This is a genomic window from Lactococcus sp. S47, from assembly GCF_016517475.1.
Classification (GTDB): Bacteria; Bacillota; Bacilli; order Lactobacillales; family Streptococcaceae; genus Lactococcus; species Lactococcus lactis.
On sequence record NZ_JACVUB010000005.1, the window covers coordinates 71987 to 97710 of the forward strand.

The following is a 25724-nucleotide window of genomic DNA, read 5'->3' on the forward strand; positions in this document are numbered from 1 at the left end:
AAAAACTCGTCATTGACGAGTTTTTTAATTATTTGAATTGATCAGCAGCTGGAATATGGCTGTCATGGAAATATTGTTCTGACAGTTTTTTAAGTGTGCCGTTATCATAAAGTTTTTTGAGTTCAACATTCAAATCTTTTTGCAACTTGCTTTGGCTGTTATCAAGAATAAAGTAATCATAAGTCTTAAATTCTGGTTGTTTATCCAAGTCTGTTGGAACAGTATCCACTAAACCTGTGATTGCATGTTCTTTAATCAAATTTTCTGCGGGTGCTTTAGAAGCAAATAAGAAATCAATTTGTCCACTAGAAATAGCAGATAAACGGTCGGCTAAAGGACGTTGGCTGTATTTTACATTGATTTTTTTGTCTGGATGATTTTTGTTCCAGCTTTCAAACATATCACCATAGTTGGTTCCAGCAGGAATTTCTGTCGTTTTACCAGCAAGTTGAGAGATTTTTGTAATATTTTCTTTAGATGTTGAGAAAATCGCATCAATTCCTTGGCGAACAGGATAGCTAAAGAGATATTTTTCAGAACGTGCTTTTGTCTTACCAAAATTATTTGCCGCAATTTGTGCACGACCACCGTCTAAAGCAGCTAAAATCGCACTATCTTCATAGACTTTAAAGTTGAATTTATAATCCTTCATGTCTTTGTCAGCAGCTTTTAAAATATCATATTCAAAACCAGTCATTTTGCCATTTTCGCTGTATTCATAAGGGACAGAAGCGGCAGAAGTTGCAACAGTTACGGTTGTTACTTTATCTGTTGATTTAGAAGATGAATTATCTTTTGACGAGCAAGCAGCAAGTAAGCCAATTGAGGCAATTCCAACTGTTGCAAGAGTCAACAATTTTATTTTTTTCATATCAATTTCTCCTCAGAAATTTTGTCAGCTCAGTTTTTATTTTAAATTTGGAAGTTGGTTACGAGTGAGCTGACTTTTAATATAGACATAATATTAACATAATCTTAAAAAAACCACCATAAAAAAGATTTATGACGGTTTTTTAACTTTTATATGGTTCCGTTAGCGAAAATTTCAAAAATTTTCTTATCAAAATGCTCAGTTTCCCAAGTACATTCTGGGTGCCATTGGACAGCAAGCACATGTTTTTCTTTATTTTCAATCGCTTCAACTAAGCCATCGTTTCCATGAGCAATGGCCGTCAAGCCTTGGCCCAAATCTTTAATGACTTGATGATGGAAAGAATTAACCATATAATTTTCAGGCAAGAAGCCCAAGGCACTTTCTTTTTCAACACTAATATGATGAGTTGGAATTTCTTGTGGTGTTGGACTTTGGAGATGTTTTATCTGACTTGAAGTTTGACTCAAGTCTTGATAAAGACTTCCGCCAAAATAAACATTGAGTAACTGTAGGCCACGACAAATGCCCAAAATAGGTTTATTTGCTTCTAGAGCAGCTTTGATTGTGGCAAGCTCAAAACGGTCACGAATCGGATCAGTTGTTCCTAATTTAGCATTAGGCTCCTCACCATATAGATAAGGACTGACATCTGCCCCACCAGTCAGTACAATTTTATCTACCAGTGTCAGGTAATTTTTTATATTTTCAGTTTTGTCAACAGGAAGAATAATCACAGTATGACCTAAATCCTGAAAAACATCAATAAATGATTGACGAGTATAGCTTACTTTGTTCCACCAAAAGGGGGATTGTTCAACTGTATTGTAAGGAGTTCCAAGAATTCCAATAATTGCCATCTTATTTTTTCACACTTTCAATAGGAATAATGAGTTTGGATTGAGATAAATCAATCTCGTAAGTCACTTTACGATTATCACGAACCGTATGTTCAAAGTCAGTACTATAGAGTATGACCCGAAGTTTATCCGCTTTTTCTAAATGATAAATCGTTGGTTGTAGTTCAAATTTGAGCGTAAACCATTCGTCAGCTTTTAAATCACTGACCGTCAGTAAATCTTTGTTTTGGAGATTGGTAAATCCTTTAGTGACCAACTGATAAGGACTTTCGATAAGAGGAAGTTCAACCAAATCATCTAACATGAAGTTTCGGCCACGGTCAAGAACTTTAAAATCTTTTACTCTTGCTTTATCTTCCAGCCGTTTTTTGGGACCAAAATCAAGAATTTGAGCAGATAAGAGTCCTTTACTATCATTTAATTTTAGTCTGATTTCTAGTTCAATTGGACCATTAATTGTTAACTCAGAAGGAAGTTCTAAATCAATGACAGCTTCGTTAGCTTTATTTTCAAATAAATCTTTTTTAAAGACATTGAAATCTTTAGAATACTTTTTGAAGCTTTCATCATCATAGTGGTTATCAAATTGAGCAAAAGAAACCGCCGTTTTCCCAAGAGGGAGTTTGAGCTGGTCATCGCCCCCAAATTTACTGACAGCTGACCAAACTTGTTCTTTAGAATTTTCCTGTAAAATAACGGGTGGAAGATTTAAATTTAAATCTCTATCTAATAATTTGGCAGAGAAATAAGCATTGATTGTCTCAGAAAAATCAATGGATTGCCAAGAATTCATATAAATATGAGCCCCACGATGTAAAAAGGCATGCTTGGCATGACCTTCTGGCAGAGCCTGCCAAAAATTATAAGCTTGTTCGGGTGTAACATTCCAGTCTTGTAAGCCGTGAACAATTAGGACGTCAGCTTTAACTTGGTCAGAATTGATTAAATAATTTCGGTCATGCCAAAATTGATTGTAATCACCAGACTTACGGTCTAAAGCAGTGGTCATTTCTGCTAAACGTTTTTCGTATTCAGCATTTCCGTTTAAATAATCAGCACCATCAAGATTTCGTGAGTAAGTCAGTGCAGCAAGCACATCTAAATCTTCACCAGGAAAGCCACCAGGAGAACGGACAAGACCATTTTCACGATAGTAATTATACCAAGAAGAAATTCCAGCTTCAGCTAAAATGACTTCAAGTCCATCGACTCCAGTAGTAGCAGCACCATAAGCCATCGTTCCTAAATATGACTTTCCAGTCATGGCTACTTTTCCGTTTGCCCAAGTGGCCTTAATTTCATGCGTCTTTTTACGAGAAGTATAGGCACGAGTTCGGCCATTTAACCAATCAATGACAGCAGTCATACTATAAATTTGCTGATAATCGCCTGAAGTTTGGAAGCCATTTGAGCCACGCGTTCCAACACCAGCCACATAAATAGAAGCAAAACCACGCGTCAAAAAGTAGTCATTTAAAGAATAAGTCCAACCATGAGTAAAGCGATAAGGTGCTTTATCTACAATAGGAAGTTCTTTGGTTTCAGACGGACGTTTTTGTGGAAGCTTTCCTTGGACATGAATTTTGTGACTGTCCTTTTTTTCCAAATCAACATTCATTTCATGAAGCGCTAAATCATTTGCTTTCTCATTGATTCCCAAATGATAAGGACTTGCGGTCATCACAACCGGAAGCTTTTCTGTACTTTTTGGACGGATAATTTGAATTTTAATTAAGTCATTTTTTCCTTTTTGCTCAGTATCAACTGGACTTTCAACCCAAATGACCTCACGTTCAAGGAGCGAAGAATCAAAAGTTGCCAATGATTTGTCATTGAAAAAGTGATAGTGATTATCCAAAGGAAGAAGACCTTCTGAAACCCAATGTTCAACAAGAATCATCCCGCTTTTACGACGGCTACAAAGTAAATAGTAAAAAGCAGAGATGATAGTTTCAGTTGTCATTTCAACATCCCTTTGTGGAAGATTAAGTTTTTTAGCAAATTCAGTTGCTTTTCCTATTTCAAAATCAAAATTTGGAACAAAGTCAAGAAGTTGCAAAGCAATATTCCAGAAAATTTCCCAATCTAATTCAATAGAGGATTTTAAGAATTCAATGACATCTAGCTCAGTATTTGCTTGTAAAACAGTCATATCAGTAGGACTTTGAATGAGAAAATCTTTTAAAATTTTCTTTTCATCCCAAAAAACAGACCAACGAAACCCAAGCTGATCAAGTTCTGCTAGTTGTTCATCAAAGTTTTTATCAACAATTGAAAAATGATTAAAGCGCATCTTAAGTCCTCCATAAAAAGCATGATAATTCTTTTAATTATAGCAAATTTTCAGTAAATAATCAGACTAAAAGGGTCTAATTTCCAATGAATATTTGAAGCAAGCGCGCTTTTCTGATATAATAGCTGAGGTTATTATATTAAAATCAAATTTTGGAGGGTTCCATAAAAAATGGATGTTACATGGACAGTGAAATATATCACTGAATTTGTCGGAACTGCGCTACTCATCATCATGGGTAATGGTGCGGTTGCCAACGTTGAACTTAAAGGTACAAAAGCTCACGCACAATCTTGGATGATTATTGGTTGGGGTTATGGACTTGGTGTAATGCTACCAGCAGTTGCTTTCGGTAATATTACTTCACAAATTAATCCAGCTTTCACACTTGGACTTGCAGCCTCAGGACTTTTTCCTTGGGCACATGTTGCTCAATATATTATTGCGCAAGTTTTAGGTGCGATGTTTGGACAATTATTGATTGTTATGGTTTATCGCCCATACTATCTTAAAACACAAAATCCAAATGCTATTCTTGGAACTTTCTCAACAATCGATAATGTTGATGACAATGATGAAAAAACTCGTTTGGGAGCCACAATTAATGGTTTCTTGAATGAATTTGTTGGATCATTCGTCTTGTTCTTCGGAGCAGTTGCTGCGACAAATATCTTCTTTGGTAGTCAATCAATTACTTGGATGACAAACTACTTGAAAGGTCAAGGAGCAGATGTTTCTTCATCAGACATTATGAATCAGATTTGGGTTCAAGCCTCAGGAGCTTCAGCTTCTAAAATGGTTGCTCACCTATTCTTGGGATTCCTTGTTATGGGACTTGTAGTCGCTCTTGGCGGTCCTACAGGACCTGGTTTGAATCCAGCGCGTGACTTTGGTCCACGTTTGGTTCACAGTCTCTTACCAAAATCAGTTTTGGGTGAAGCAAAAGGTTCTTCTAAATGGTGGTATGCATGGGTTCCAGTTTTGGCACCAATTCTTGCATCACTTGCAGCCGTAGCTCTATTTAAAATGATTTATCTTTAAAAAATAAAAAAAATACTGACAGAATTTCTGTCAGTATTTTTTTATTTAAGCACAAGCGCAATTACTAACCCAAAGAGATTCCAAAGAAGATGGACGCTCATATTAAGATAAAAATTGCGATATTTAGCATAAAGGCTGGTAAGCACGAGACTCATTAAACCGTAAGTTAACCAGCTGTAGAGGTCAGTAGGACCATGCATGTAAGCAAAAAGGAGCAATGCCGTTAAAAAAGCAAAATATTTTTGATTTTTGAAAATGACTTCAAAAATTCCTACCCGATAAACAAGTTCCTCTAAAAAACCAGCAGCAAGTGTTTGGGTCGCAAAGACAGCAATTGGAATCACTTTTTGTAATTCGTTTAGTGAATCTTGATTACTGGTTGTTGGATTTTGATTGATAATTTGAGCAAAAATTCCTGTCAGAATAGAGACCAGAAAAAGCAAAGCAAAACCAATTATTATTTTTAAAGGAGGAAAATATTTCCAGCTTATTTTAGGGATAATATCAGCTTTACGAGCAATCAGATAAGAAGAAATAATCGTAAGTAAAAAGATAATGAAAAAGATGACGGTATCTAAGGTTGTGAAATGGTGCTGATAAGCAAAAATGGTTGTCGCAAGCATTGGTAAGTTAGATAAAATAAAGAGCACCAACCAAACTGATTTGTGATAAGCAAAAATTAATCCAACAATCGATAATACGAGAGCTGTCATTAAAAATGGCAAATGAAAAATACTGACAGATAGGGCTGAAAAAAGTAGCGCCAAAATAATTACAATTACCCAACGATATTTGGCTAATGATTGAAGTTTTTCTATATTAAACATGTCAATATTATAGCATAGTAATAGCTGTCAGCAGAAGAAAATATTTCATTTTTGTTGATAACTTTTGTTAATCTGAACTTGAATAAATTGTAGTAAAATAGAGCTACCTCAAAAATGTGCATATCTGGCAACCACACTAAAAGGTCAGTCTAACTTTGTTCGTACCTAGATATGTACTTAAAACTATCCTTAAAAATGCCCATGGTTAACGACTATGAGTTTTTTTATTGAGATTTTAAAATTACACATTTAATGTAGAAAGAAAAACTAAAAGATATAAATCGTTGATAATTTCCTTGAAATTTGCGAAAATAAGAGATAGTTATTTGTAAATGTAATCAATGGAGGCTAAAATGAGCGAGATTATAAATCATATTACCGCTTTTCAACCAGTCTATCGTGTGCTTAACCGTGAAGAAAATTTAGATTTCTACCGTGAAGTGCTTGGCTTTAAGGTCTTGGTAGAAGAAGGCGCAATGGTATGGCTTGGTGGGCATGAAGCGAAAAAAGATCGGTTTCAATTAGAAGAATCACCAGGTTTTCGTCCTGTTGAAGGATTGAAAAAACACGGGCAAACGGTGATCAAAGCTAATTCATCTGAGATTGAGCAATTAATTGTTCGTAACTTGGACAAGATTTCTAAGGTCTATAAAGGAAAAAACGGCTTTGCTTTTTCAGCACTTTCGCCTGAAGCAGAACTTTTTTTGGTAACATCAGATTTACTGACAGATTTATCATCACTGACAGAAATTGATAAATCAGAAATTGAGCTTGAGGAAGATAAAACTTTTAAAGGTTTGTCAGATTTTGAAATTATAGCAATGGATTTGAATGTTGCTGACCAATCAATTATTGAATTTTATGAATCAGTTTTTGGTCTTAAAGCAATCAATAACCAAATTGAATTTCCTTTTGTAACTTTGACTTTTAGTGTTGAAGAAAGCGAAGATTTAGCTGCAGGAACCGATGAAGTACTTGACCTTGAGTTTTTAGTGTTCATGATTGATAAAGATTTTGATTTGAAAGATTTTGCTCATCAATTTTCTGATGTGGACGGAACATATTTGGATGGCTCAGCTAAAACTTTTTCATTAGAAGTTCCTGACCATGTAGAACTTTGGTTTGTAAAATAATAATTTTAAAAAAACTTGTTAATTTTTGACAAGTTTTTTTACTCAAAGTAAATCAGAAACGAAGGTTGAAAAATGAAAAATCAACAAGAATTTGTAAAAATAATCGAAGATTATATTGAGCGTGACGTTTTTCCAGGTGTCAATTTCGCAATTATTGAAGGAGAAAAAGTTAATGAGTATCTTTTAGGAAATTCAGCAATTTATCCTGAAACAATCAAGCTCACTCAGGGAAAAAAATGGGATTTAGCTTCTTTGACAAAAGTAGTGGGCACCGGAACAGCCGTCATTAATCTTGTCCTAGCAGGAAAGTTAGAAATTGATGCCCCTCTTCAAAAATATTATTCTAAATTTACTGACAGAAGCGTCAGCTTGCGGCAATTACTGACACACACTTCTGGTATTGATCCTTTCATAAAAAATAGAGATAAGCTAAACGCAAAAGAACTGACAGAAGCAATTAATCAGATTAAAATTACTGACAATAAGACCTTCAAATATACAGATATTAATTTTATTTTACTAGGTTTTTTATTAGAAGAATATTATGGAGAAAGTCTGGATAAAATCTTTTACAAACAAGTATTTGAAGACTGGAAAATGACTGACACAAGTTTTGGACCAGTAGAAAATGCAGTCCCAACAAGTCAAAATATCCCAGTAGGAACAGTTCATGACCCTAAAGCTCAAGTTTTAAAAAATCATTGTGGCTCAGCCGGCTTATTTTCAACGATGTCTGATTTAATTTTATTCAGTCAAGCTTATTTTCAAGAAGAAAAATATTTAAAGCTGACAAAAAATTATGCTGACGGAGATAAAAAAAGAAGTTTGGCTTGGGACTTACTCGGGCCAAATGATGATTGGTTGCTTCATACTGGTTATACCGGAACTTTTCTATTAATTAACCCTCACATCAAAAAAGCAGTCGTTTTCTTATCAAATCGTGTCCATTTAAAAGATAATCGAGAAAAATGGATTGAAGAACGTGACTTCTTGATAAAATTTTTAATCAGCCATTTGACCTTAGATTAAGACTTAAATAAAAAGAACTGTACTGTTTAGTTTACAGTTCTTTTTTAGTTATTGCTGACAGACTAAAAAAATAAATGGCTGGACTCAAATAGTTTACATTTAGATTTTTTTGACCTATAATTTACTTGAAAAGTAATTTATTTACTTACGGCGAAAGGAGAAATTAGTATATAAAGTAGTTTCAAAGTAGTTAGTAGTTGATAGATTTAAGGTCAAGGAGAATATCATGACAAAAATAAATGCATCAGATGCAATGTTAAAAGTTATTGAAGATTGGGGTGTCAAAAATATTTACGGTTTACCCGGTGGGTCAATTGATTCGACAATGAACGCATTATATAACCGAAGAGACACATTAAATTACATTCAAGTTCGTCACGAAGAAGTGGGTGCTTTAGCAGCCGTTGGGGAAGCAAAAGTAACCGGAGAAATCGGAGTAACCTTTGGTTCAGCAGGACCAGGAGCCGTTCACTTGTTAAATGGATTATATGATGCTCAATATGACCATGTTCCAGTACTTGCCTTGGTTGGTCAAGTTCCAACGAGTGCAATGAACACTAATTATTTCCAAGAATTAAATGAAAATCCAATGTTTGCTGACGTTAGTGTCTATAACAGAACAGTAATGACCGCAGAACAAATGCCAGCAGTAGTTGATGAAGCGATTCGTCAAGCCTATGCCAAACGTGGTGTTGCTGTCATTACCATTCCCAAAGATTTAGGTTGGCAAGAAATTGAAGATAATTATGTTTCTAGCGCTAATCTATATCAAAAGCCTTTGCCACTAGAACCTGCGGCTGAAAAAATCCAAGAAGCTTGGAAAATATTAAAAGAAGCAAAACGCCCTTTGATTTATATTGGTCAAGGAACAAGAGGAGCCCGCAAGGAAATCTTAGAACTTTCTAAAATGCTTCATGCTCCAATTTTGAGTTCTGCCTTAGGAAAAGGAATTATTCCTGACAATGCCCCTGCTTACATGGGATCAGCTGGTCGAGTGGCCTCTAAACCTGGGGTAGAAATTGCGTCTAACACAGATGCTGTTTTGTTCTTAGGTTCAGATATGCCATTTCAAAGTTTCTTTATTCCTAAAGATGCTAAATACATACAAGTTGATATTGACGGAACTAAATTTGGCCGTCGTCATCAAGTAGATTTAGCTATTTTGGCAGATGCCAAACTGACAATTAAGAAATTAATGGAAGTGGGAGAACAACTTCCAGAAACAAATTGGTATCGCGCAGCACTAGCAGACAAAGAAAATTGGGTAGAGTGGCTTGAAAAACGTTCAGTTATTGACAGCTCACCTTTGGAAGTAGAACCTGTCTTTAAAGCCATTAATGACATGGCCACTGATGACGCCATTTTCCAAGTTGATGTAGGAAATGTCACAATTGATGGAATGAGACTTCTCGATACAAGTAAGGATCAAAAATTCACAACAAGTGGCTGGTATGCGACAATGGGTTATGCTCTACCTGCAGCAATTGGTGCGAAAGCGCAATATCCAGACCGTCAAGTTTGGTCAATTTCTGGTGACGGAGCTTGGGCAATGGTGATGCCTGATATTCTTACTCAGGTCAAATATAACTTACCAATTATCAATGTTGTTTTGACCAATAAGAGCCTTGGATTTATCGAAGCAGAACAAGATGATGCCAAACAACCACACTCAGGAATTGATTTGATAGGTGCTAATTTTGGCGCTTCTGCAGCGGCTTTGGGAGCTTTAGGTTTTGATGTTAATAATTTGTCAGAATTAAAAGAAGCTTTTGCAAAAGCTAAAGAAGCGAATCGTCCAACGGTCATCAATGTCAACATCTTTGACCATCGTCCATTACCTGTTGAACAATTGCAACTTGATTCTGCTGAATTTGAAAAAGAATATCAAACTCAAGGATTGATTCCATTTAGCAAATTGATTCAAGAATAAAAATAAATAATATTAGAATAAAAAGACATTAGAAGAGAGCTCTAATGTCTTTTTTAGATAGATTAAAATAAAAGAATAAATTAGAATAAAATTAGTTTTTGTTAGATAGGGATTATAAAAAAATAAAGTCAAATCATAGTATTATTAGTCACTATATATGAATTTGTAGGCGTTGTTCATTGTCTTAGCGAATGTACTTTTATAAATACTAAAGCAAAACAATGTATTTCAATTTGGAAAATAAGAACAATATGAAATAATAATTATGTAAAATGAGTTTATGGTTGTGAAAATAATAAAATTATAAATCAAAAAGATTTAATCTAAAACTCAAATATGACGCATGGATAAAAAATAGAAAGGAGTAGAATTCTACCAAAATAATTTCGATAAATATGAAATTCGCAAGAAAGGAATGATAGATGATAAAAAAATGGACGGTTTGTTTAAGTATAATAATCTTAGTTCTAAACTTTGTTCCAAACTTACTGCAAGGTCATCAAGTATTTGCAGAAAATCAAAAAAATTATAAAGATAAAGTTGAGCTTATTAATGATGAATCATTCAATATCTCATATAGTATGCGAGCTTTAGAAAATCAATACGAATGGAAAATTGATTATAGAATAAATAAAACAGAAAATGATAAAGAATTAAAGTTAAAGTTTTCTTTTGAAGGGAATCAGCCTATTGAAATAGAGGAAAATGAAAGCTGGACACTTAAAGAAAAAAATACAATAATTTCAGATTTTGAAAAAGAGGATGAAGGAAAGATTGTACTTAGAGCTAACAACTCTATTTCATTGTTAAACTTAGAAATTCAGGCAGATGCTAAACTTATTGAAAACGAGCAAGAAGTCATCAGTGAAGATATTTTAGCGAAGAATGAATCAACAATTTTTAGCTTATATATTCCAGAAAATAATAAAGCAGATTCAAAAGAGAAGGATAATAAAAATACAGAAGAAGTATTAAATAACGAGTCAAGTCAAGAAGAAACTGTTAGTCAATTAAAAAAAGATTCACAATTAGCATTTTCTTACCCTTCAAACTTTGGGATAAAGGCTAGTTTTAATGATTTAGCGCAAAATTATGAAAATATTTCTCCTGAATATAGACAAGATGAGACAGGAATTTCTCCAAATCATTCTTGGATACCTACGGGAAATACAACAGTGGTCAATCATCAAGGCTGGAATTCTTTTTCTTCACAGTGGGATGGAGTCAATAGTTGGAATGGAGAAGCAACAAATTTAGAAAATTCGTATATTGAATACGCTGGAGTTAATAATCCGGTCGATTTTGCCTTAAGAAAATATGCAAAAGAAACAGAAACACCAGGCTTATACGATGTTTATTTAAATGTTCGAGGAAATGTTCAAAACCCAATAAAACCAGTTGATATTGTTTTGGTAATTGATATGTCAGGCTCGATGCAAGGGGCAAAAGAAACTGCTGTTCGGCAAGGAGTGAGTGATTTTTTATCAACGATTCAAAACACTGCTTATGCAGACTATGTCAATGTTGGAATTGTTGGATATTCTAGTCCCGGGAATTATGTAACGGGAGCTAGTGGATATATCACTGTACCAATAGATAAAGTATCATCAGAAAGCCATGTTAAATCAATTAATCAAGCATTAGCACCACAATTTTCAGGTGGAACTTTTACTCAATTGGGACTTCGTAAGGGAACTGAGATGCTTGAACAGGACTCCAGTGATAATCAAAAAATGATGATTTTGATGACTGATGGTGTTCCGACGTTTAGTTACAAAGTAAATTCTGCCTCAAAAGTTGATAATGTCATTTATGGTCAAAGCTTTGCTGAAAGCCGAGATGAACCAGGAAACACTTCTAAGATTCAAAGCCCATATTCTGTTAAAGATATAAATGGTGGAAGTAATATCGAAATTCGGGACACTTGGGCCGCAACATTAGGAGAGGCAGAAATTTCTAAACAAAAGATTTCAGAAATTCATACACTTGGAATTCAACTTGGGAATGATGGAAGCTATCTGAGTCAAGAAGAAGTCAAAAGTCGGACCAGTCTAATAGCTACGACAGGATTATACCAAGATGCAAATAGTGCAAATGATATTACTGATTATTTAAAAAATCAAGCAAATGTCGTTCTAAGTCGATTTAACACAATTACAAATGGATTGATTCTCGACCCACTAGGTGCTCAGTTTGAATATAAGGATACAAAGTTTGAAATTACTAGTGTCGGAGAAGACTCAATTGATAATTTACCAACAGGTAAGATAAACGAAAAAGGATTAGAAATTTCAAATCTTAATATTGGGAAAAATCAAGAAGTTCAAATTCATTATCAGGTTCGATTAAATACTGAAACCGATGATTTTAAAACTAATTATTGGTATCAAATGAATGGAGAAACGACGTTGACTCCAAACGGTAGTAACCCAGATAATAAAGTAAATTTTGGAGTACCATCAGCAAAATCATCAGGAATAAATCTTACCCTTGAAAAACAATGGTTAGCTAATTCAGAAAATATACCTGAGAAAGTTGAGCTGCTTATAGGCCGAAGAAGTGCTCAAATATCATCTGATTGGACCAAGACTGTTACGCTTAAAGAGGATGATGAATGGCGGAGTCAGTTAGAAAATTTACCTAAGTATTCTATTTTGGGCGAAGAATTCATTTATGAAATAAAAGATGAAATTGTTCTTAATAGCGAAATATATGATTGGATAACAATTGGGGAAGACAAAACTACAATTGCTAACATAGAGAAGTTTAGATTACAGCTAATCAAAACATCTAACCATGATAATGAACCATTGTCAGAGGTGGAATTTGTACTTAAAAATAGTCAAGGAGAAGAAATTGACAAGGCAGTAACGAACGAAAAAGGTGAAATTTTATTTGATAAGACCCGTTTAAATTACGGAGAAGAATATCAACTCCACGAAATAAAATCGCCCGGTCACTCACTGGAAGGACCATGGAAAATAAAAACTGAGCTTGAAAATGGGCAGCCTATAATAAAAGTTGATGGAGAGCAAATCGCTTTAGATGAACACTATAATAAATTCATGATTAGTCTCAATATCACTAATGATATAAATGTAGAGGAATTTAGAAACTCTGTTACAATTGATAAAAGAGCGGTTGATTCAGAAGAAAAACTTGATGGAGCAGTTTTTAATTTATATCAAATAGAATCAGTAGATGATGAATTGACCCAACTTAAGCCCCTTGAAATCACAAACAATCTATTACCCGGTCTTTACGCCTTGCAAGAAAGTGTTAGCCCAAATGGATATTACAGAGATGATGAAGTTCACTTTTTCCGAGTCAAATTTAATGGAAGCATTGTTGCTATTGGTAGTGAGGGTATAGATATTCCATTTTTAGATGAAAATGAAAGTGGAAAAAATGGATTAGTATTGAATGAAGAAGAAAATGGTGATTTGCATCTCACACTAATTTTTTATAATCAGGCCGTTCCGCCCTTGCAGTTAGAAGTTGATAAGATAGATGATGACTTTACCTCCCCTTTAGCTGGAGTAAGTTTTGAATTGACTCGCTTAGGTAGGAATTCTACTGATTCGGATTCCGTAAAAAGAATCAATAATTTTGATAGAATACTAAAAACATTTAATAATGACTTTACAGGAGAAACAATAGCCTTAAAATCTAATTCAGATGGCAAGCTAACTGTTATTGACAATGAAAATAATGGTCAAGAAAGTACATCTCCAATTAGTTTAGAGTATGATACTCAATATAAATTGGTTAAAAAAAGTTCGATTGGATTATTTCCAAATTTTGGAGAAACCTCCCAATGGATAATCACAACACCAAATATGGATGAACTTAAAGAACATGAAGAAGATAATAACATTGAAATTGATGGTGGAGATTTACTTGAAACCCCAGATGAATCAATACTAGAAAGTATCAATCAAACGCCAAGTACACTCGGTGTCGTTTCGCTTATTAAAACAAAGAATCCAGAATTCAAAGCATTAGAGAGTACTGATTCTCAGGTCGAAAAAGTAAAAAGTGACTCATCTTTCCAAGAAAAAATCTCAGAATATTTAATTTCTTTTGAGATTCATTCTAATATTACTCATAGTTTTACAATAAAAAAAGTTGATGGAGAAAGTAATAGACCAATGGACACCCAATTTGCTTTAAGGTGGGTTGAGAAGTTTGAACCGACTCAAGATTTTGACAGCCTTGAGCGTTTAAATCTTGACACTTTGGACTTGTCAGGAAATGATATTTCAACGAGTAGTAAGACTTCTATTGATGCCAAAGCAGGAGCCACTCTTTCTACTGAAAAGGGTTCTAGAACCTTAGACCATATGGCTAGAGGTAATCTTTATATCATAAGTGAAGAGGAGGTGCCTGCAGGTTATCAAAAGACTAACACTGTTATTGTGGCATACATGGATAAGGCACAAGGATATGCAGATAAAGCTACCATTCATATTAGATTAGCCAAACGTTCGGCAACTCATCCAGAAATCCTAGAGTTTGGAAGTTTAGAAGACTTTAAAGAATATAAAGGTGATTTGGAAGATGAAATAGGGATAGTATTTGCAAATTACAAAATAGCTGAAGGAGGAAGTGAAGAAAAAGAGAAAGAAAAAGAAGAAAATAATGAGATGCAGAATAAGCAAGAAACAAATAAACCGAACATAGAACTCCCTGCTCTTGGAGCAATCGGTGTAGGAGGAGTTGGGTTACTACTTATCATCTCAGCTTACTTATTGAAAAAGTATCGTGGAAAGTAGAAAATATATTTGTAAATAATGATGATTAAAAAATACTGACAGCTAGTCGGTATTTTTAATATTTGTTATAATAAGATTATTAGTCAAAACCATGACACCGAATAAGTAGTAAAAAGAGGAGGATATTCTTTACTAAAACAGCTCTTATTGAAAAAATTGATAAGAAAGAGGAAAACTCTAGCAAAAAAATGGTAATTATGGTATAATATACGCAAAATTTTGAAATAATTGATTCGAGGAAAAATATAAAAATATGAGTAGAATGATGCCGGCACGAGTGCGAAGTGAGGGAATCGCCCTCTATGCGAAAGGCTTCTTAAATGACCCAATTGAAACTGATTTTAAACTAACAGCAGAAATTGATGGTGAAGAGGTAAGTTATGACCTAGATGGCGCGCAAGATAGTTGCACTTGTGCAGTCTTTCAACAAAACCACCGCTATTGCAAACACATTGCAGCGATAGAAGAGTATCTAAAAAATCAAGATAAAGGAAGTCAGGAAACAAAAGATAAAGAAATCAAAGGAGCTGAACGAGCGCTTTTTGGTGAAAATGTTGCTTTTTTAGATGCTGTAAATGGTGAGACACAATTAAATTTCAATACAGACCAATATTCTATCGAAGTTCAAATTGAGGATAATAGTCAGCTTTATGATTATTTTTCAATGGATTATTTTTTGTATTTTGATTTAAAATTAAGAAGTAAAAATTTGGGCCGCTCATACGTTATTAAAGATATTCCTTATTTTCTACGTGCTTTAAAAAATTATAGTCAGTATTCTTTGGGTTCTCTACACTATATTGACCTCTTTTTTGATAATTTTGATGAAGCAAGTCAAGAATTTTTAACTTTTCTTTTAAAAATTGATAGTAAATCCGATGAAGCACTTACCAAATCCTTATATATTAAAAATGGGCGTTATCTTAATATTCCATTTTTATTCCTTGAAGAAGCAATGGACTTAGTTTCAGCTTTAGAGAATTATCAACTTCAGATTACAGGTAGAACGGTCAATTATTTTACATTTATAGCCCTTGATAATGATTCGGAGATTTTTAAATTTAAGGTTGAAAGTCAGCAAGATTATATCGAGTTGAAACTCTACAGTGAGGATTATCATAATTTTTATGATTATTCACTTCTTTATGCCAATAATGTATTTTATAAACTTAATCAAGAACAACGGCGTCTGCTCCTTGTTTTAGATAAGCAATTTGCTAAAAAATCACAAATTAAATTTTCATATGCTGATAAGGATAAATTAGCTCAGGCTCTTCAACAATTATCAACTTTGGGAGAGATTGAAGCGCCAGACCATTTTGTTGTCAGACCTTTTGATGCTAAATTTACTTTTGATTTGTTGGAAGATCAGACCATTAGTTTGGCAATGACTTTTGATTATGGAAGTTTCTCAATAGATAGTTTCCACGATTTAGAAACCCTAGAATTTTCAAGAGATTTGCGTAAAGAGCAAAAGATTTTTGCACTGATGGAACGTTTGCAGTTTGCTAAGGCTTTTAATTCGTCATTAAATATTCCAGAAAATTTATCAGAGAATTTCTTTTTGAAAATCTTACCTGCTTTTCAAAAACTTGGTCAGATTGAACTATCGCCAACTTTAAGAAATATGAGAATGGATGAAGTTCCTGAAATTCATATTGATAGTCAGGGAGGACTCTTAGATATTTCCTTTGATATTCCTCAGGTTGAAGATGGTGAATTTGCAAATGTTATTGCAAAATTACAAGAAAATGCTGAATTTTATATCAGTGAAAGTGGGAAATTTTATCATTTTAATGAAAAATTTGACCGCTTGAAAGCTGCATTAAACGAACTTGACGACCAATTTGTTATTCAAGGAAGCAGTTTACATGTTAATATTAATCGAAGTTTCCAAATTTCTAAAATATTTGAAAATATTGGTGGAACTTCCTTCTCTGAAAAATTTAAATCACTCTATCAACACTTGACGCATCCTGAAGAGTTTCCTTACGAGAAACCAGAACATATTAAGGCTTCCTTGCGTTCTTATCAGGAAACGGGTGTTCGCTGGATGAGTATGCTCTCTCATTATAATTTGGGAGGAATTCTTGCTGATGACATGGGATTAGGTAAAACGGTCCAAGCGATTGCTTTTATTCTTTCTAATCTGAAAAAAGATGAGAGTGTTCTAATTACCGCACCAGCTAGTCTTACTTATAACTGGGCAAGTGAATTTGAAAAATTTACTGATGAGATTGATTTTGCTGTTATTGACGGGACAAAAGCCGAGCGAAGTAAAGAAATTCAAGAAAAACATCAAATATATATCACAAGTTATGGTAGCTTCTTGAAAGATTTTGAAGACTATCAGGATAAAAAATTGAATTACTTACTTTTGGATGAAGCTCAAGTTGTCAAAAATTATAGTAGTAAAACCAATAAATCACTATCTGCTCTGAATGTTGAACATACCTTTGCCCTTTCAGGAACACCACTAGAAAATCGAATTGAAGAAATTTGGGCCATTTTCCAAGTGGTGATGCCAGGCTTTTTACCAAAACGTGAAAAATTCAATAAGATGGAACCATCTGTTATCTCAAGATTGATTCAACCTTTCATTATGCGTCGTAAAAAAGAAGATGTGCTTGAAGAACTTCCAGAAAAAATGGAAATTACGGTCTATAACCAATTAGCTGATGATCAAAAAGTAATCTATTTAGCACAACTCGAATTGATGCAAAAACAAGTTTTAGAAATGGATAGTGCGGCTTTATCACGTTCAAGAATTGAAATTCTGGCAGGAATTACACGACTTAGACAAATTTGTAATACACCAGCATTATTTATGGATGACTATAAAGGAAGTTCTGGGAAACTTGAACGTTTACGAGAATTATTGGCGCAAATTAAAGATTCAGGCCATCGTCCTTTGATTTTCTCTCAATTTACAAAAGTTTTTCCACATATTGAAAAATTGATGGAAGAACAAGAAATGACCGCTTATAAACTGACTGGTTCTACTCCAATTAAAGATCGACTTTCAATGGTTCAAGCCTTCAATGCTGGTAGTCGTGATGCTTTCTTAGTTTCACTAAAAGCTGGTGGGGTTGGGCTTAATTTAACCAGTGCTGATGTCGTCATTTTGGTTGATTTGTGGTGGAACCCAGCTGTTGAAGAACAGGCTATTGCGCGTGCCCATCGGATGGGACAAAAAAATACGGTAGAAGTCATTCGCTTGATTACCAAAGGTACAATTGAAGAAAAAATTATGGAAATCCAAGAGCGTAAAAAGGATTTAATTGCTAATGTTTTAGAAGGCGATACAGTGGATAAAGTCCTTAGTGAAGCAGAAATTCGTGAAATTCTTGGAGTATAGCTTTAAAAAACTTAGAAATTAAGCTATAATGGATATTGAAACGGTTATCTTAGAATCTAAATCTTGTTTTGATATTTTATCTAGTAGAAGAAAAATTCTATAAAAGCTAGGAAAGACAAGAGTTTTCAATGTTCTTTGATAAACTTTCATCATCTTCATAAAGAATTAAAGTGTAATTAATAGATTAAACAAACTATAAAAAAGTAGGGCAAAACATGGTAGAAAGAAGAGTGGTATTTCCAGTTATTGGTGATGACGAAGCACTTCAAAAAGATACTCGGGTAATTTTTACTAACCAGCAGTTGCTGACAAGAAATCCCAGCCTTCAGGATGAAGCTTCAATTGAAAATAATAAGCCAAAAACTGATGCCAAGAGACCTGAGAGTTTCAAACCTTATAAAGCTAAAACAAGCTTTAGCACACAGCATCGTCCGCTAAACTCTAATCATGACGGCGTAAGTTCCTATGATAAAATGCCTAAGAAAACTAGCGTTGACGAGTCAAAAGAACGGGCAAAGCGGGCAGCAGCAACACTTCCAAAGCCTCCTAAACAATATGTTTCACCATTGGAGCGGGACAAGGAGGATATCACAGTTCGTCGTTCAACATCAGCAATTTTGAATAAGCGACCTTCAGCTAATGATAACCCAATTCGGGATATGAAAAATCAAGGAATGAACGTTTCTGATGCAGTCGCTAAAGGCGGAATGAAGAAGGCAGTTCCACATGGAGCCGCTGCTAATGACACACAAAAAGGAAGTTATTTTGAAAATAAGCGGAAAAATATCTTTGACCGTGGAATCGTTTAATTTTCAAATTTAAATGAAAAACTGACAGAGAAGTTAAATTTTATTATGGTAAAATTTACTTTGGAGATATCACTTGTCAGTTATTTTGTGTGTCTTTGAGCTCATAAAAATTTAAGTAAATAAAAAAATAATTGTAAGAAAAGAAGGGAAATTTCTGTCAGTGATTGATAAAGAAATAGAATTACTGACAGAAAATTTTATCATGGAAAAAACATATCATTTTACCGGTATTAAAGGTTCAGGCATGAGTGCACTTGCGCTAATGTTACATCAAATGGGAAAGAAAGTTCAAGGTTCGGACTCAACAGATTACTTTTTCACACAACGTGGTCTTGAACAAGCTAACGTACCACTTTTGCCTTTTGACGAAAAAAATATTAAGCCCGAATTTGAATTGATTGCTGGAAATGCTTTTCGCGATGATAACAATGTTGAAATTGCATTTGCCCATAAAAATGGATTTCCATTCAAACGTTATCATGAATTTTTGGGACATTTCATGGAAGATTTTACTAGCATCGGGGTTGCAGGTGCACATGGTAAAACTTCAACAACTGGAATGTTAGCTCACGTGATGTCTAATATCGTGGACACTTCTTACTTGATTGGTGACGGAACTGGTCGTGGGATTGAGGGAAGTGAATATTTTGTCTTTGAATCTGATGAATATGAACGTCATTTCATGCCTTATCATCCTGAATATACAATTATGACAAATATTGACTTTGACCATCCTGACTACTTTGAAGGAATTGAAGATGTCACCTCAGCTTTCCAAGATTATGCAAATAATATTAAAAAAGGTATTTTTGCTTACGGGGAAGATGTTAACTTACGTAAATTGACTGCCAAAGCACCTATTTACTATTATGGTTTTGAGGCTAATGACGATTATCGTGCCGAAAATTTGGTCAGAAGTACACGTGGCTCATCTTTTGATGCTTATTTCCGCGGTGAAAAAATTGGTCATTTTGTCGTTCCAGCTTATGGTAAACACAATGTATTGAATGCCTTGTCAGTTGTAGCCGTTTGTCATAATCTTGGGTTGGATATGACGGAAGTTGCAGACCACTTATTGACTTTCCGTGGAGTGAAACGTCGTTTCACTGAGAAAAAAGTAGGTGAGACAGTCATTATTGATGATTTTGCTCATCATCCAACTGAAATCGAAGCAACATTGGATGCTGCTCGTCAAAAATATCCTGATCGTGAAATCGTTGCTGTTTTCCAACCTCATACTTTTACTAGAACAATTGCTTTTGCTGACGAATTTGCAGAGGTGCTTGACCATGCGGATACCGTTTACCTTGCTCAAATTTACGGTTCAGCACGTGAAGTAGACCACCATGAAATTACAGCACAAGATTTAGCTGACAAAGTTCGTAAACCAGCCAAAGTAATTGATCTTGACAATGTTTCGCCATTGTTGGATCATGACCGTGGGGTTTACGTCTTTATGGGAGCAGGAAATATTCAAAAATATGAACTAGCTTTTGAAAAGTTACTTAGCCAAGTCTCAACTAACTTACAATAAAATAAAAAAGTACTGACAGCTTTTTGGTCAGTACTTTTTTTGTTTTATTCAATTTTTGTTAGTAAAAAAAATTCAAGTCACGGGAGTGCGACTTGAATCAAAGGGGTTTATGAAGAAATTATTTAGGGAGTAATATGAGTATAAATGTAAACGCTTAAACGAACCTTAATTTGTTTAAAAATTATCCTAATAAAATATACTTTATTTCCGCAGTAAGAATATTTGCCGCTTTTTCGGACGCACAAATAACGAGCAGAGTATCTGCTCCGGCAATTGTACCTAAAATATCTGTCCGACTATCACGTTCGTCATCTAAAGCATTCGCCAACACATCGGCCTCACCCAATTTTGTCCGAATAACCACTAAAGCTCCGACAGATTTTGCTGAAATAACAAAATTATAAAAATACAACTGCAAATCAGAATTAATTTTGGAATTGCCAGAAGTCAAAAATGAGTAAAAACTCTCTCCTTTATCCCGTTTTTTTATAATATTTAATTTTCTGATATCTCTTGATAAAGTAGCTTGTGTTACCTCTACACCGCGTTCTAATAATAGAGATTGAAGCTCTTCTTGAGTCGATATTTTATTATTTGTCACAATTTCTTTAATAATTTCTAATCTTTTATCTCTTTTCATAGCATAATTATACCATATAATGGACTATATATTGACAAAATTAGTGTTTTTTCTGTATAATTAATGAATGGATGAAAAACAATTAGTAAGCCAAGCACTGTCTGCTGCAATCGATGGTGTTCTTGGAGTAGAACAAATCGCGGCTATTATCGAAAAACCTAAATCGTCAGATTTAGGAGATTTAGCATTCCCAGCTTTTCAATTGGCCAAAACTCTCCGAAAATCTCCACAAATCATTGCTGGAGAAATTGCTGAGAAGATAGATACAAAAGGCTTTGAGAAAGTTATCGCAGTAGGACCATATGTTAACTTTTTCCTTGATAAAAATGCAACTGCCTCAGAAGTAATTCGAGAAGTCTTGACTGAAGGTGAACATTACGGTGATGCAAATATTGGTCAAGGAGGAAATGTTCCGATTGACATGTCTGCGCCAAATATTGCTAAACCTTTTTCAATTGGGCATTTACGTTCAACTGTTATCGGGGATTCAATCGCCAAAATTTATGAAAAATTGGGTTATCAGCCAATCAAAATCAATCACTTGGGCGACTGGGGTAAACAATTTGGTCTTTTGATTACAGCTTACAAGAAATATGGAGATGAAGCTACAATTACAGCTAATCCGATTGATGAACTCTTGAAACTTTATGTCAAAATCAATGCTGAAGCTAAAGAAGATCCAGAAGTCGATGAAGAAGGACGTCAATGGTTCCTTAAAATGGAACAAGGCGATGAGGAAGCACTTCGCATTTGGAAATGGTTCTCAGATGTTTCTTTGATTGAATTTAACCGTATTTACGGAAAACTTGGTGTAAGTTTTGACCACTTCATGGGTGAAAGTTTCTATAGTGATAAAATGGACGCCATTGTTGAAGATTTAGAAAGTAAAAATCTTTTACACGAATCAAAAGGTGCTTTGATTGTTGACCTTGAAAAATATAACCTCAATCCAGCTTTGATTAAGAAAACAGATGGTGCAACACTCTATATTACACGTGACCTTGCAACAGCAGCTTACCGTAAAAAAACTTTCAATTTCGTGAAATCTCTTTATGTTGTTGGTGGCGAACAAACCAATCACTTTAAACAATTAAAAGCAGTTTTGAAAGAAGCTGGTTATGATTGGTCTGACGATATGGTGCACGTTCCATTTGGTATGGTAACTCAAGGTGGGAAAAAATTCTCAACTCGTAAAGGGCATGTCGTGAAATTGGAAATGGCACTTGACGAAGCAGTTGATCGTGCTGAAAAACAAATTGAAGCCAAAAATCCTAATTTGGAAAATAAAGAAGAAGTTGCCAAACAAGTTGGGGTTGGTGCTGTTAAATTTTATGACTTAAAAACTGATAGAAATAACGGTTATGACTTTGACTTGGACGAAATGGTTTCATTTGAAGGGGAAACAGGCCCTTATGTTCAATATGCACATGCTCGTATTCAATCAATTTTACGTAAAGCAAACCGTAAGGTAGATATTAATAATATTTCTCTCGCAGTTTCTGACGCTGAAGCTTGGGAAATTGTTAAAGCATTAAAAGAATTCCCAAATGTTGTTAAACGTGCTGCAGATAATTATGAACCATCTGTTATTGCTAAATATGCAATTTCGCTTGCGCAAGCTTTTAACAAATATTATGCTCATGTTCGCATTTTAGAAGATGATGCTCAATTGGATGGCCGTTTGGCTTTGATTAGCGCTACTTCAATCGTCTTGAAAGAAGCATTGCGTCTTCTTGGGGTTGCTGCACCTGAAAATATGTAAAAAATAAATTTTTCACTTAATCTCTTATCAAAAAGATTTAATTCTTTAGGATAAGAGATTTTTTTGTTGCCTTTTTAAAATACTTTTGTAAAATAAGCTTTTTTAATAAAAGCCTAAGAATCGCATGATAACAAAAGAAATGAATAAACGTGAAATTGTCAGAATATAAAAAAACATGTATAAATGAATAAACCTTTGTAAAGTGTAGCATAAGTGCTTGACAAAAAATATGCATAGATGTATAATTTCCTTGTAAACGATTCCAATAATACCGAATCGAAATCAGAAAGGATACTCCAAAATGAACAATGGAATTAATGTTAACTCAGAAATTGGGAAATTAAAATCAGTCCTCCTCCACCGCCCAGGTGCGGAAGTTGAAAATATTACCCCAGACACAATGAAACAACTTTTATTTGATGATATTCCATATCTCAAAATTGCTCAAAAAGAGCATGATTTCTTTGCTCAAACTTTGCGTGATAATGGTGCAGAAACTGTTTATATCGAAAATCTTGCAACAGAAGTTTTTGAAAAATCATCTGAAACAAAAGAAGAATTCTTAAGTCACTTATTACACGAAGCGGGTTACCGTCCAGGACGCACATATGATGGTTTGACTGAATATTTGACTTCAATGTCAACAAAAGATATGGTCGAAAAAATCTATGCTGGCGTTCGTAAAAATGAATTGGATATCAAACGTACAGCACTTAGCGATATGGCAGGATCTGATGCAGAAAATTATTTCTACCTCAATCCATTACCAAATGCCTACTTCACACGTGACCCACAAGCTTCAATGGGTGTCGGAATGACCATTAATAAAATGACCTTCCCAGCTCGTCAACCTGAAAGCTTGATTACAGAGTATGTTATGGCTAATCACCCACGTTTCAAAGATACTCCAATCTGGCGTGATCGTAACCATACCACTCGTATCGAAGGTGGTGATGAATTAATTCTTAACAAAACAACAGTAGCTATCGGGGTTTCAGAACGTACTTCATCTAAAACAATTCAAAATCTTGCTAAAGAGTTGTTTGCAAACCCACTTTCAACATTTGACACTGTACTTGCGGTTGAAATTCCTCATAACCATGCAATGATGCATTTGGATACAGTATTTACAATGATTAACCATGATCAATTTACTGTCTTCCCAGGAATTATGGATGGTGCTGGTAATATCAATGTCTTCATTCTTCGCCCTGGTAAAGATGACGAAGTTGAAATTGAACATTTAACTGACCTTAAAGCAGCACTCAAGAAAGTCTTGAATCTTTCAGAACTTGACTTAATTGAATGTGGTGCAGGTGATCCAATTGCAGCTCCTCGCGAACAATGGAATGATGGTTCAAATACACTTGCTATCGCACCCGGCGAAATCGTTACTTACGACCGTAACTATGTAACTGTTGAGTTATTGAAAGAGCATGGAATCAAAGTTCATGAAATTCTTTCAAGCGAACTTGGTCGTGGTCGTGGTGGTGCCCGTTGTATGTCACAACCACTTTGGCGTGAAGATTTGTAATCTTAAAGATTTAAAAATATCTTCGTAAGTTCATTGATAGCTTAGGAAGAGATACTTTAAACTTATAATTTCATAGATTCGCTTGATAATTAAATTATTTAGGAAAGAGTGAATCACTAGCTTATTAATGTAATTTAAAAAATTCATTAAATATAATAAAAATAGAAAAAGGAAGAAAAAATAATGACATCACCACTTATTACAAAAGCAGAAGTAAACTCAGTATTCCAAGGTCGCAGCTTACTTGCTGAAAAAGATTTCACACCAGCTGAAATTAACTACCTTGTTGATTTTGGTCTTCATTTGAAAGCATTGAAACAACAAAATATTCCTCACCACTACCTTGAAGGTAAAAATATTGCCTTGCTCTTTGCAAAAACTTCAACTCGTACACGTGCTGCCTTTACGACTGCTGCAATTGACCTTGGGGCTCATCCAGAATACCTTGGAGCTAACGATATTCAATTGGGAATTAAAGAATCAACAGAAGATACAGCTCGCGTGCTTGGTTCAATGTTTGATGCTATCGAACGTCGTGGATTTTCTCAAAAAGAAGTTGAAGATTTGGCAAAATACTCTGGTGTTCCAGTTTGGAATGGTTTGACAGATGATTGGCATCCAACACAAATGATTGCAGACTTTATGACTGTTAAAGAAAACTTTGGACATCTTAAAGGTTTGACATTAGTCTACGTAGGCGATGGTCGTAACAACATGGCAAACTCACTTATCGTAACTGGTTCTATGCTTGGTGTGAATGTTCATATTGTTGCTCCAGATTCACTTCATCCTACTAAAGAAGTTATGGATATTGCAAATAAATTTGCTGAAAAATCAGGTGCTAAACCTCTTGCAACTTCAAATATTGAAGAAGGTGTTAAAGGCGCAAACATTATTTACTCAGACGTTTGGGTATCAATGGGAGAATCTAACTGGGAAGAACGTGTTAAACTTTTGACTCCATACCGTATCACAATGGATATGCTTAAAATGACTGGAAATGCTGACAATGGTCAATTGATCTTTATGCACTGCTTACCAGCATTCCATGATACTGAAACTGAATATGGTAAAGAAATCAAAGAAAAATATGGTTTGACAGAAATGGAAGTGACTGACGAAGTATTCCGTTCTAAATATGCTCGCCAATTTGAAGAAGCAGAAAATCGTATGCACTCTATCAAAGCAATCATGGCTGCAACTTTGGGTAATTTATTTATCCCAGCAGTTCCTGAAGATTTTAAATAATTAAAATAGATAATTTGTCAGTTTACTGACAGAGCTGTCAGTAAACTGATAGATTTTGATTTAAGTCGTTGAAAGCAGTC

The 25724-nt window shown here is 34.5% G+C and carries 16 protein-coding genes; 11 read left to right on the top strand and 5 right to left on the bottom strand.

Annotated features, from left to right (window positions below):
- Positions 1–28 precede the first annotated feature (28 nt).
- The 3 genes from IAE52_RS06580 to IAE52_RS06590 form a co-directional block, all read right to left on the bottom strand.
- Positions 29–871 carry an amino acid ABC transporter substrate-binding protein gene (locus IAE52_RS06580; protein ID WP_017865139.1) on the bottom strand — a complete coding sequence of 281 codons (843 nt, stop codon included), beginning with the start codon at positions 869–871 and terminating at the stop codon, positions 29–31.
- Positions 872–1020: 149 nt separating this feature from the next.
- Positions 1021–1731: a gamma-glutamyl-gamma-aminobutyrate hydrolase family protein gene (locus IAE52_RS06585; RefSeq protein ID WP_012898590.1), complete on the bottom strand. Its 711-nt coding sequence runs from the start codon at positions 1729–1731 to the stop codon at positions 1021–1023.
- 1 nt (position 1732) lies between these two features.
- Entirely contained in the window at positions 1733–4024 is a 2292-nt protein-coding gene (locus IAE52_RS06590; protein ID WP_109991331.1) for a Xaa-Pro dipeptidyl-peptidase, read from the bottom strand.
- Between the two features lie 171 nt (positions 4025–4195).
- On the opposite strand from IAE52_RS06590, the gene gla reads away from it, so the two are divergent.
- On the top strand, positions 4196–5065 hold the full coding sequence (gene gla, locus IAE52_RS06595) for an aquaglyceroporin Gla (RefSeq protein WP_012898588.1): 870 nt from the start codon (positions 4196–4198) through the stop codon (positions 5063–5065).
- Between the two features lie 41 nt (positions 5066–5106).
- Here gla and IAE52_RS06600 read toward each other — a convergent pair whose 3' ends face one another.
- The gene (locus IAE52_RS06600) at positions 5107–5892 is read right to left on the bottom strand and encodes a CPBP family intramembrane glutamic endopeptidase (protein ID WP_033900751.1); all 786 of its coding nucleotides are present in this window, start codon (positions 5890–5892) and stop codon (positions 5107–5109) included.
- A 353-nt stretch (positions 5893–6245) separates the two neighbouring features.
- Here IAE52_RS06600 and IAE52_RS06605 point away from each other — a divergent pair, with 353 nt between their 5' ends.
- The 7 genes from IAE52_RS06605 to murC all read left to right on the top strand — a co-directional run bounded on the left by IAE52_RS06605 (position 6246) and on the right by murC (position 20460).
- The gene (locus IAE52_RS06605) at positions 6246–7025 is read left to right on the top strand and encodes a CppA N-terminal domain-containing protein (RefSeq protein WP_010906285.1); all 780 of its coding nucleotides are present in this window, start codon (positions 6246–6248) and stop codon (positions 7023–7025) included.
- Between the two features lie 72 nt (positions 7026–7097).
- A complete protein-coding gene (locus IAE52_RS06610; protein ID WP_109991330.1) occupies positions 7098–8054 on the top strand; it encodes a serine hydrolase domain-containing protein in 957 nt (318 codons plus the stop codon).
- A 226-nt stretch (positions 8055–8280) separates the two neighbouring features.
- The gene (gene spxB / locus IAE52_RS06615) at positions 8281–9984 is read left to right on the top strand and encodes a pyruvate oxidase (protein WP_012898585.1); all 1704 of its coding nucleotides are present in this window, start codon (positions 8281–8283) and stop codon (positions 9982–9984) included.
- A 422-nt stretch (positions 9985–10406) separates the two neighbouring features.
- Positions 10407–14759, top strand: a complete 4353-nt coding sequence (locus tag IAE52_RS06620) for a SpaA isopeptide-forming pilin-related protein (RefSeq protein ID WP_109991329.1) — start codon at positions 10407–10409, stop codon at positions 14757–14759.
- Positions 14760–15012: 253 nt separating this feature from the next.
- On the top strand, positions 15013–18117 hold the full coding sequence (locus tag IAE52_RS06625) for a DEAD/DEAH box helicase (RefSeq protein ID WP_033900757.1): 3105 nt from the start codon (positions 15013–15015) through the stop codon (positions 18115–18117).
- Between the two features lie 215 nt (positions 18118–18332).
- Entirely contained in the window at positions 18333–18926 is a 594-nt protein-coding gene (locus IAE52_RS06630) for a hypothetical protein (RefSeq protein WP_010906281.1), read from the top strand.
- Positions 18927–19128: 202 nt separating this feature from the next.
- Positions 19129–20460: a UDP-N-acetylmuramate--L-alanine ligase gene (gene murC / locus IAE52_RS06635; RefSeq protein WP_025016838.1), complete on the top strand. Its 1332-nt coding sequence runs from the start codon at positions 19129–19131 to the stop codon at positions 20458–20460.
- Between the two features lie 181 nt (positions 20461–20641).
- Here the strand turns inward: murC and argR are convergent, their stop codons facing one another.
- A complete protein-coding gene (gene argR / locus IAE52_RS06640; protein ID WP_004254487.1) occupies positions 20642–21100 on the bottom strand; it encodes an arginine repressor in 459 nt (152 codons plus the stop codon).
- Between the two features lie 67 nt (positions 21101–21167).
- Between argR and argS the strand changes: the two genes are divergently transcribed.
- From argS to argF, 3 genes are all read left to right on the top strand, one after another.
- Entirely contained in the window at positions 21168–22862 is a 1695-nt protein-coding gene (argS, locus tag IAE52_RS06645; RefSeq protein ID WP_010906279.1) for an arginine--tRNA ligase, read from the top strand.
- Between the two features lie 301 nt (positions 22863–23163).
- Positions 23164–24396 carry an arginine deiminase gene (gene arcA, locus IAE52_RS06650; protein WP_004254504.1) on the top strand — a complete coding sequence of 411 codons (1233 nt, stop codon included), beginning with the start codon at positions 23164–23166 and terminating at the stop codon, positions 24394–24396.
- 183 nt (positions 24397–24579) lie between these two features.
- A complete protein-coding gene (argF, locus tag IAE52_RS06655; RefSeq protein WP_004254507.1) occupies positions 24580–25644 on the top strand; it encodes an ornithine carbamoyltransferase in 1065 nt (354 codons plus the stop codon).
- The last annotated feature ends 80 nt before the right edge of the window (positions 25645–25724 follow it).

Coding starts and splice junctions, on each gene's coding strand:
- IAE52_RS06580 (WP_017865139.1), bottom strand. CDS start 871: ATGAAAAAAATAAAATTGTTGACTCTTGCAACAGTTGGAATTGCCTCA.
- IAE52_RS06585 (WP_012898590.1), bottom strand. CDS start 1,731: ATGGCAATTATTGGAATTCTTGGAACTCCTTACAATACAGTTGAACAA.
- IAE52_RS06590 (WP_109991331.1), bottom strand. CDS start 4,024: ATGCGCTTTAATCATTTTTCAATTGTTGATAAAAACTTTGATGAACAA.
- gla (WP_012898588.1), top strand. CDS start 4,196: ATGGATGTTACATGGACAGTGAAATATATCACTGAATTTGTCGGAACT.
- IAE52_RS06600 (WP_033900751.1), bottom strand. CDS start 5,892: ATGTTTAATATAGAAAAACTTCAATCATTAGCCAAATATCGTTGGGTA.
- IAE52_RS06605 (WP_010906285.1), top strand. CDS start 6,246: ATGAGCGAGATTATAAATCATATTACCGCTTTTCAACCAGTCTATCGT.
- IAE52_RS06610 (WP_109991330.1), top strand. CDS start 7,098: ATGAAAAATCAACAAGAATTTGTAAAAATAATCGAAGATTATATTGAG.
- spxB (WP_012898585.1), top strand. CDS start 8,281: ATGACAAAAATAAATGCATCAGATGCAATGTTAAAAGTTATTGAAGAT.
- IAE52_RS06620 (WP_109991329.1), top strand. CDS start 10,407: ATGATAAAAAAATGGACGGTTTGTTTAAGTATAATAATCTTAGTTCTA.
- IAE52_RS06625 (WP_033900757.1), top strand. CDS start 15,013: ATGAGTAGAATGATGCCGGCACGAGTGCGAAGTGAGGGAATCGCCCTC.
- IAE52_RS06630 (WP_010906281.1), top strand. CDS start 18,333: ATGGTAGAAAGAAGAGTGGTATTTCCAGTTATTGGTGATGACGAAGCA.
- murC (WP_025016838.1), top strand. CDS start 19,129: ATGGAAAAAACATATCATTTTACCGGTATTAAAGGTTCAGGCATGAGT.
- argR (WP_004254487.1), bottom strand. CDS start 21,100: ATGAAAAGAGATAAAAGATTAGAAATTATTAAAGAAATTGTGACAAAT.
- argS (WP_010906279.1), top strand. CDS start 21,168: ATGGATGAAAAACAATTAGTAAGCCAAGCACTGTCTGCTGCAATCGAT.
- arcA (WP_004254504.1), top strand. CDS start 23,164: ATGAACAATGGAATTAATGTTAACTCAGAAATTGGGAAATTAAAATCA.
- argF (WP_004254507.1), top strand. CDS start 24,580: ATGACATCACCACTTATTACAAAAGCAGAAGTAAACTCAGTATTCCAA.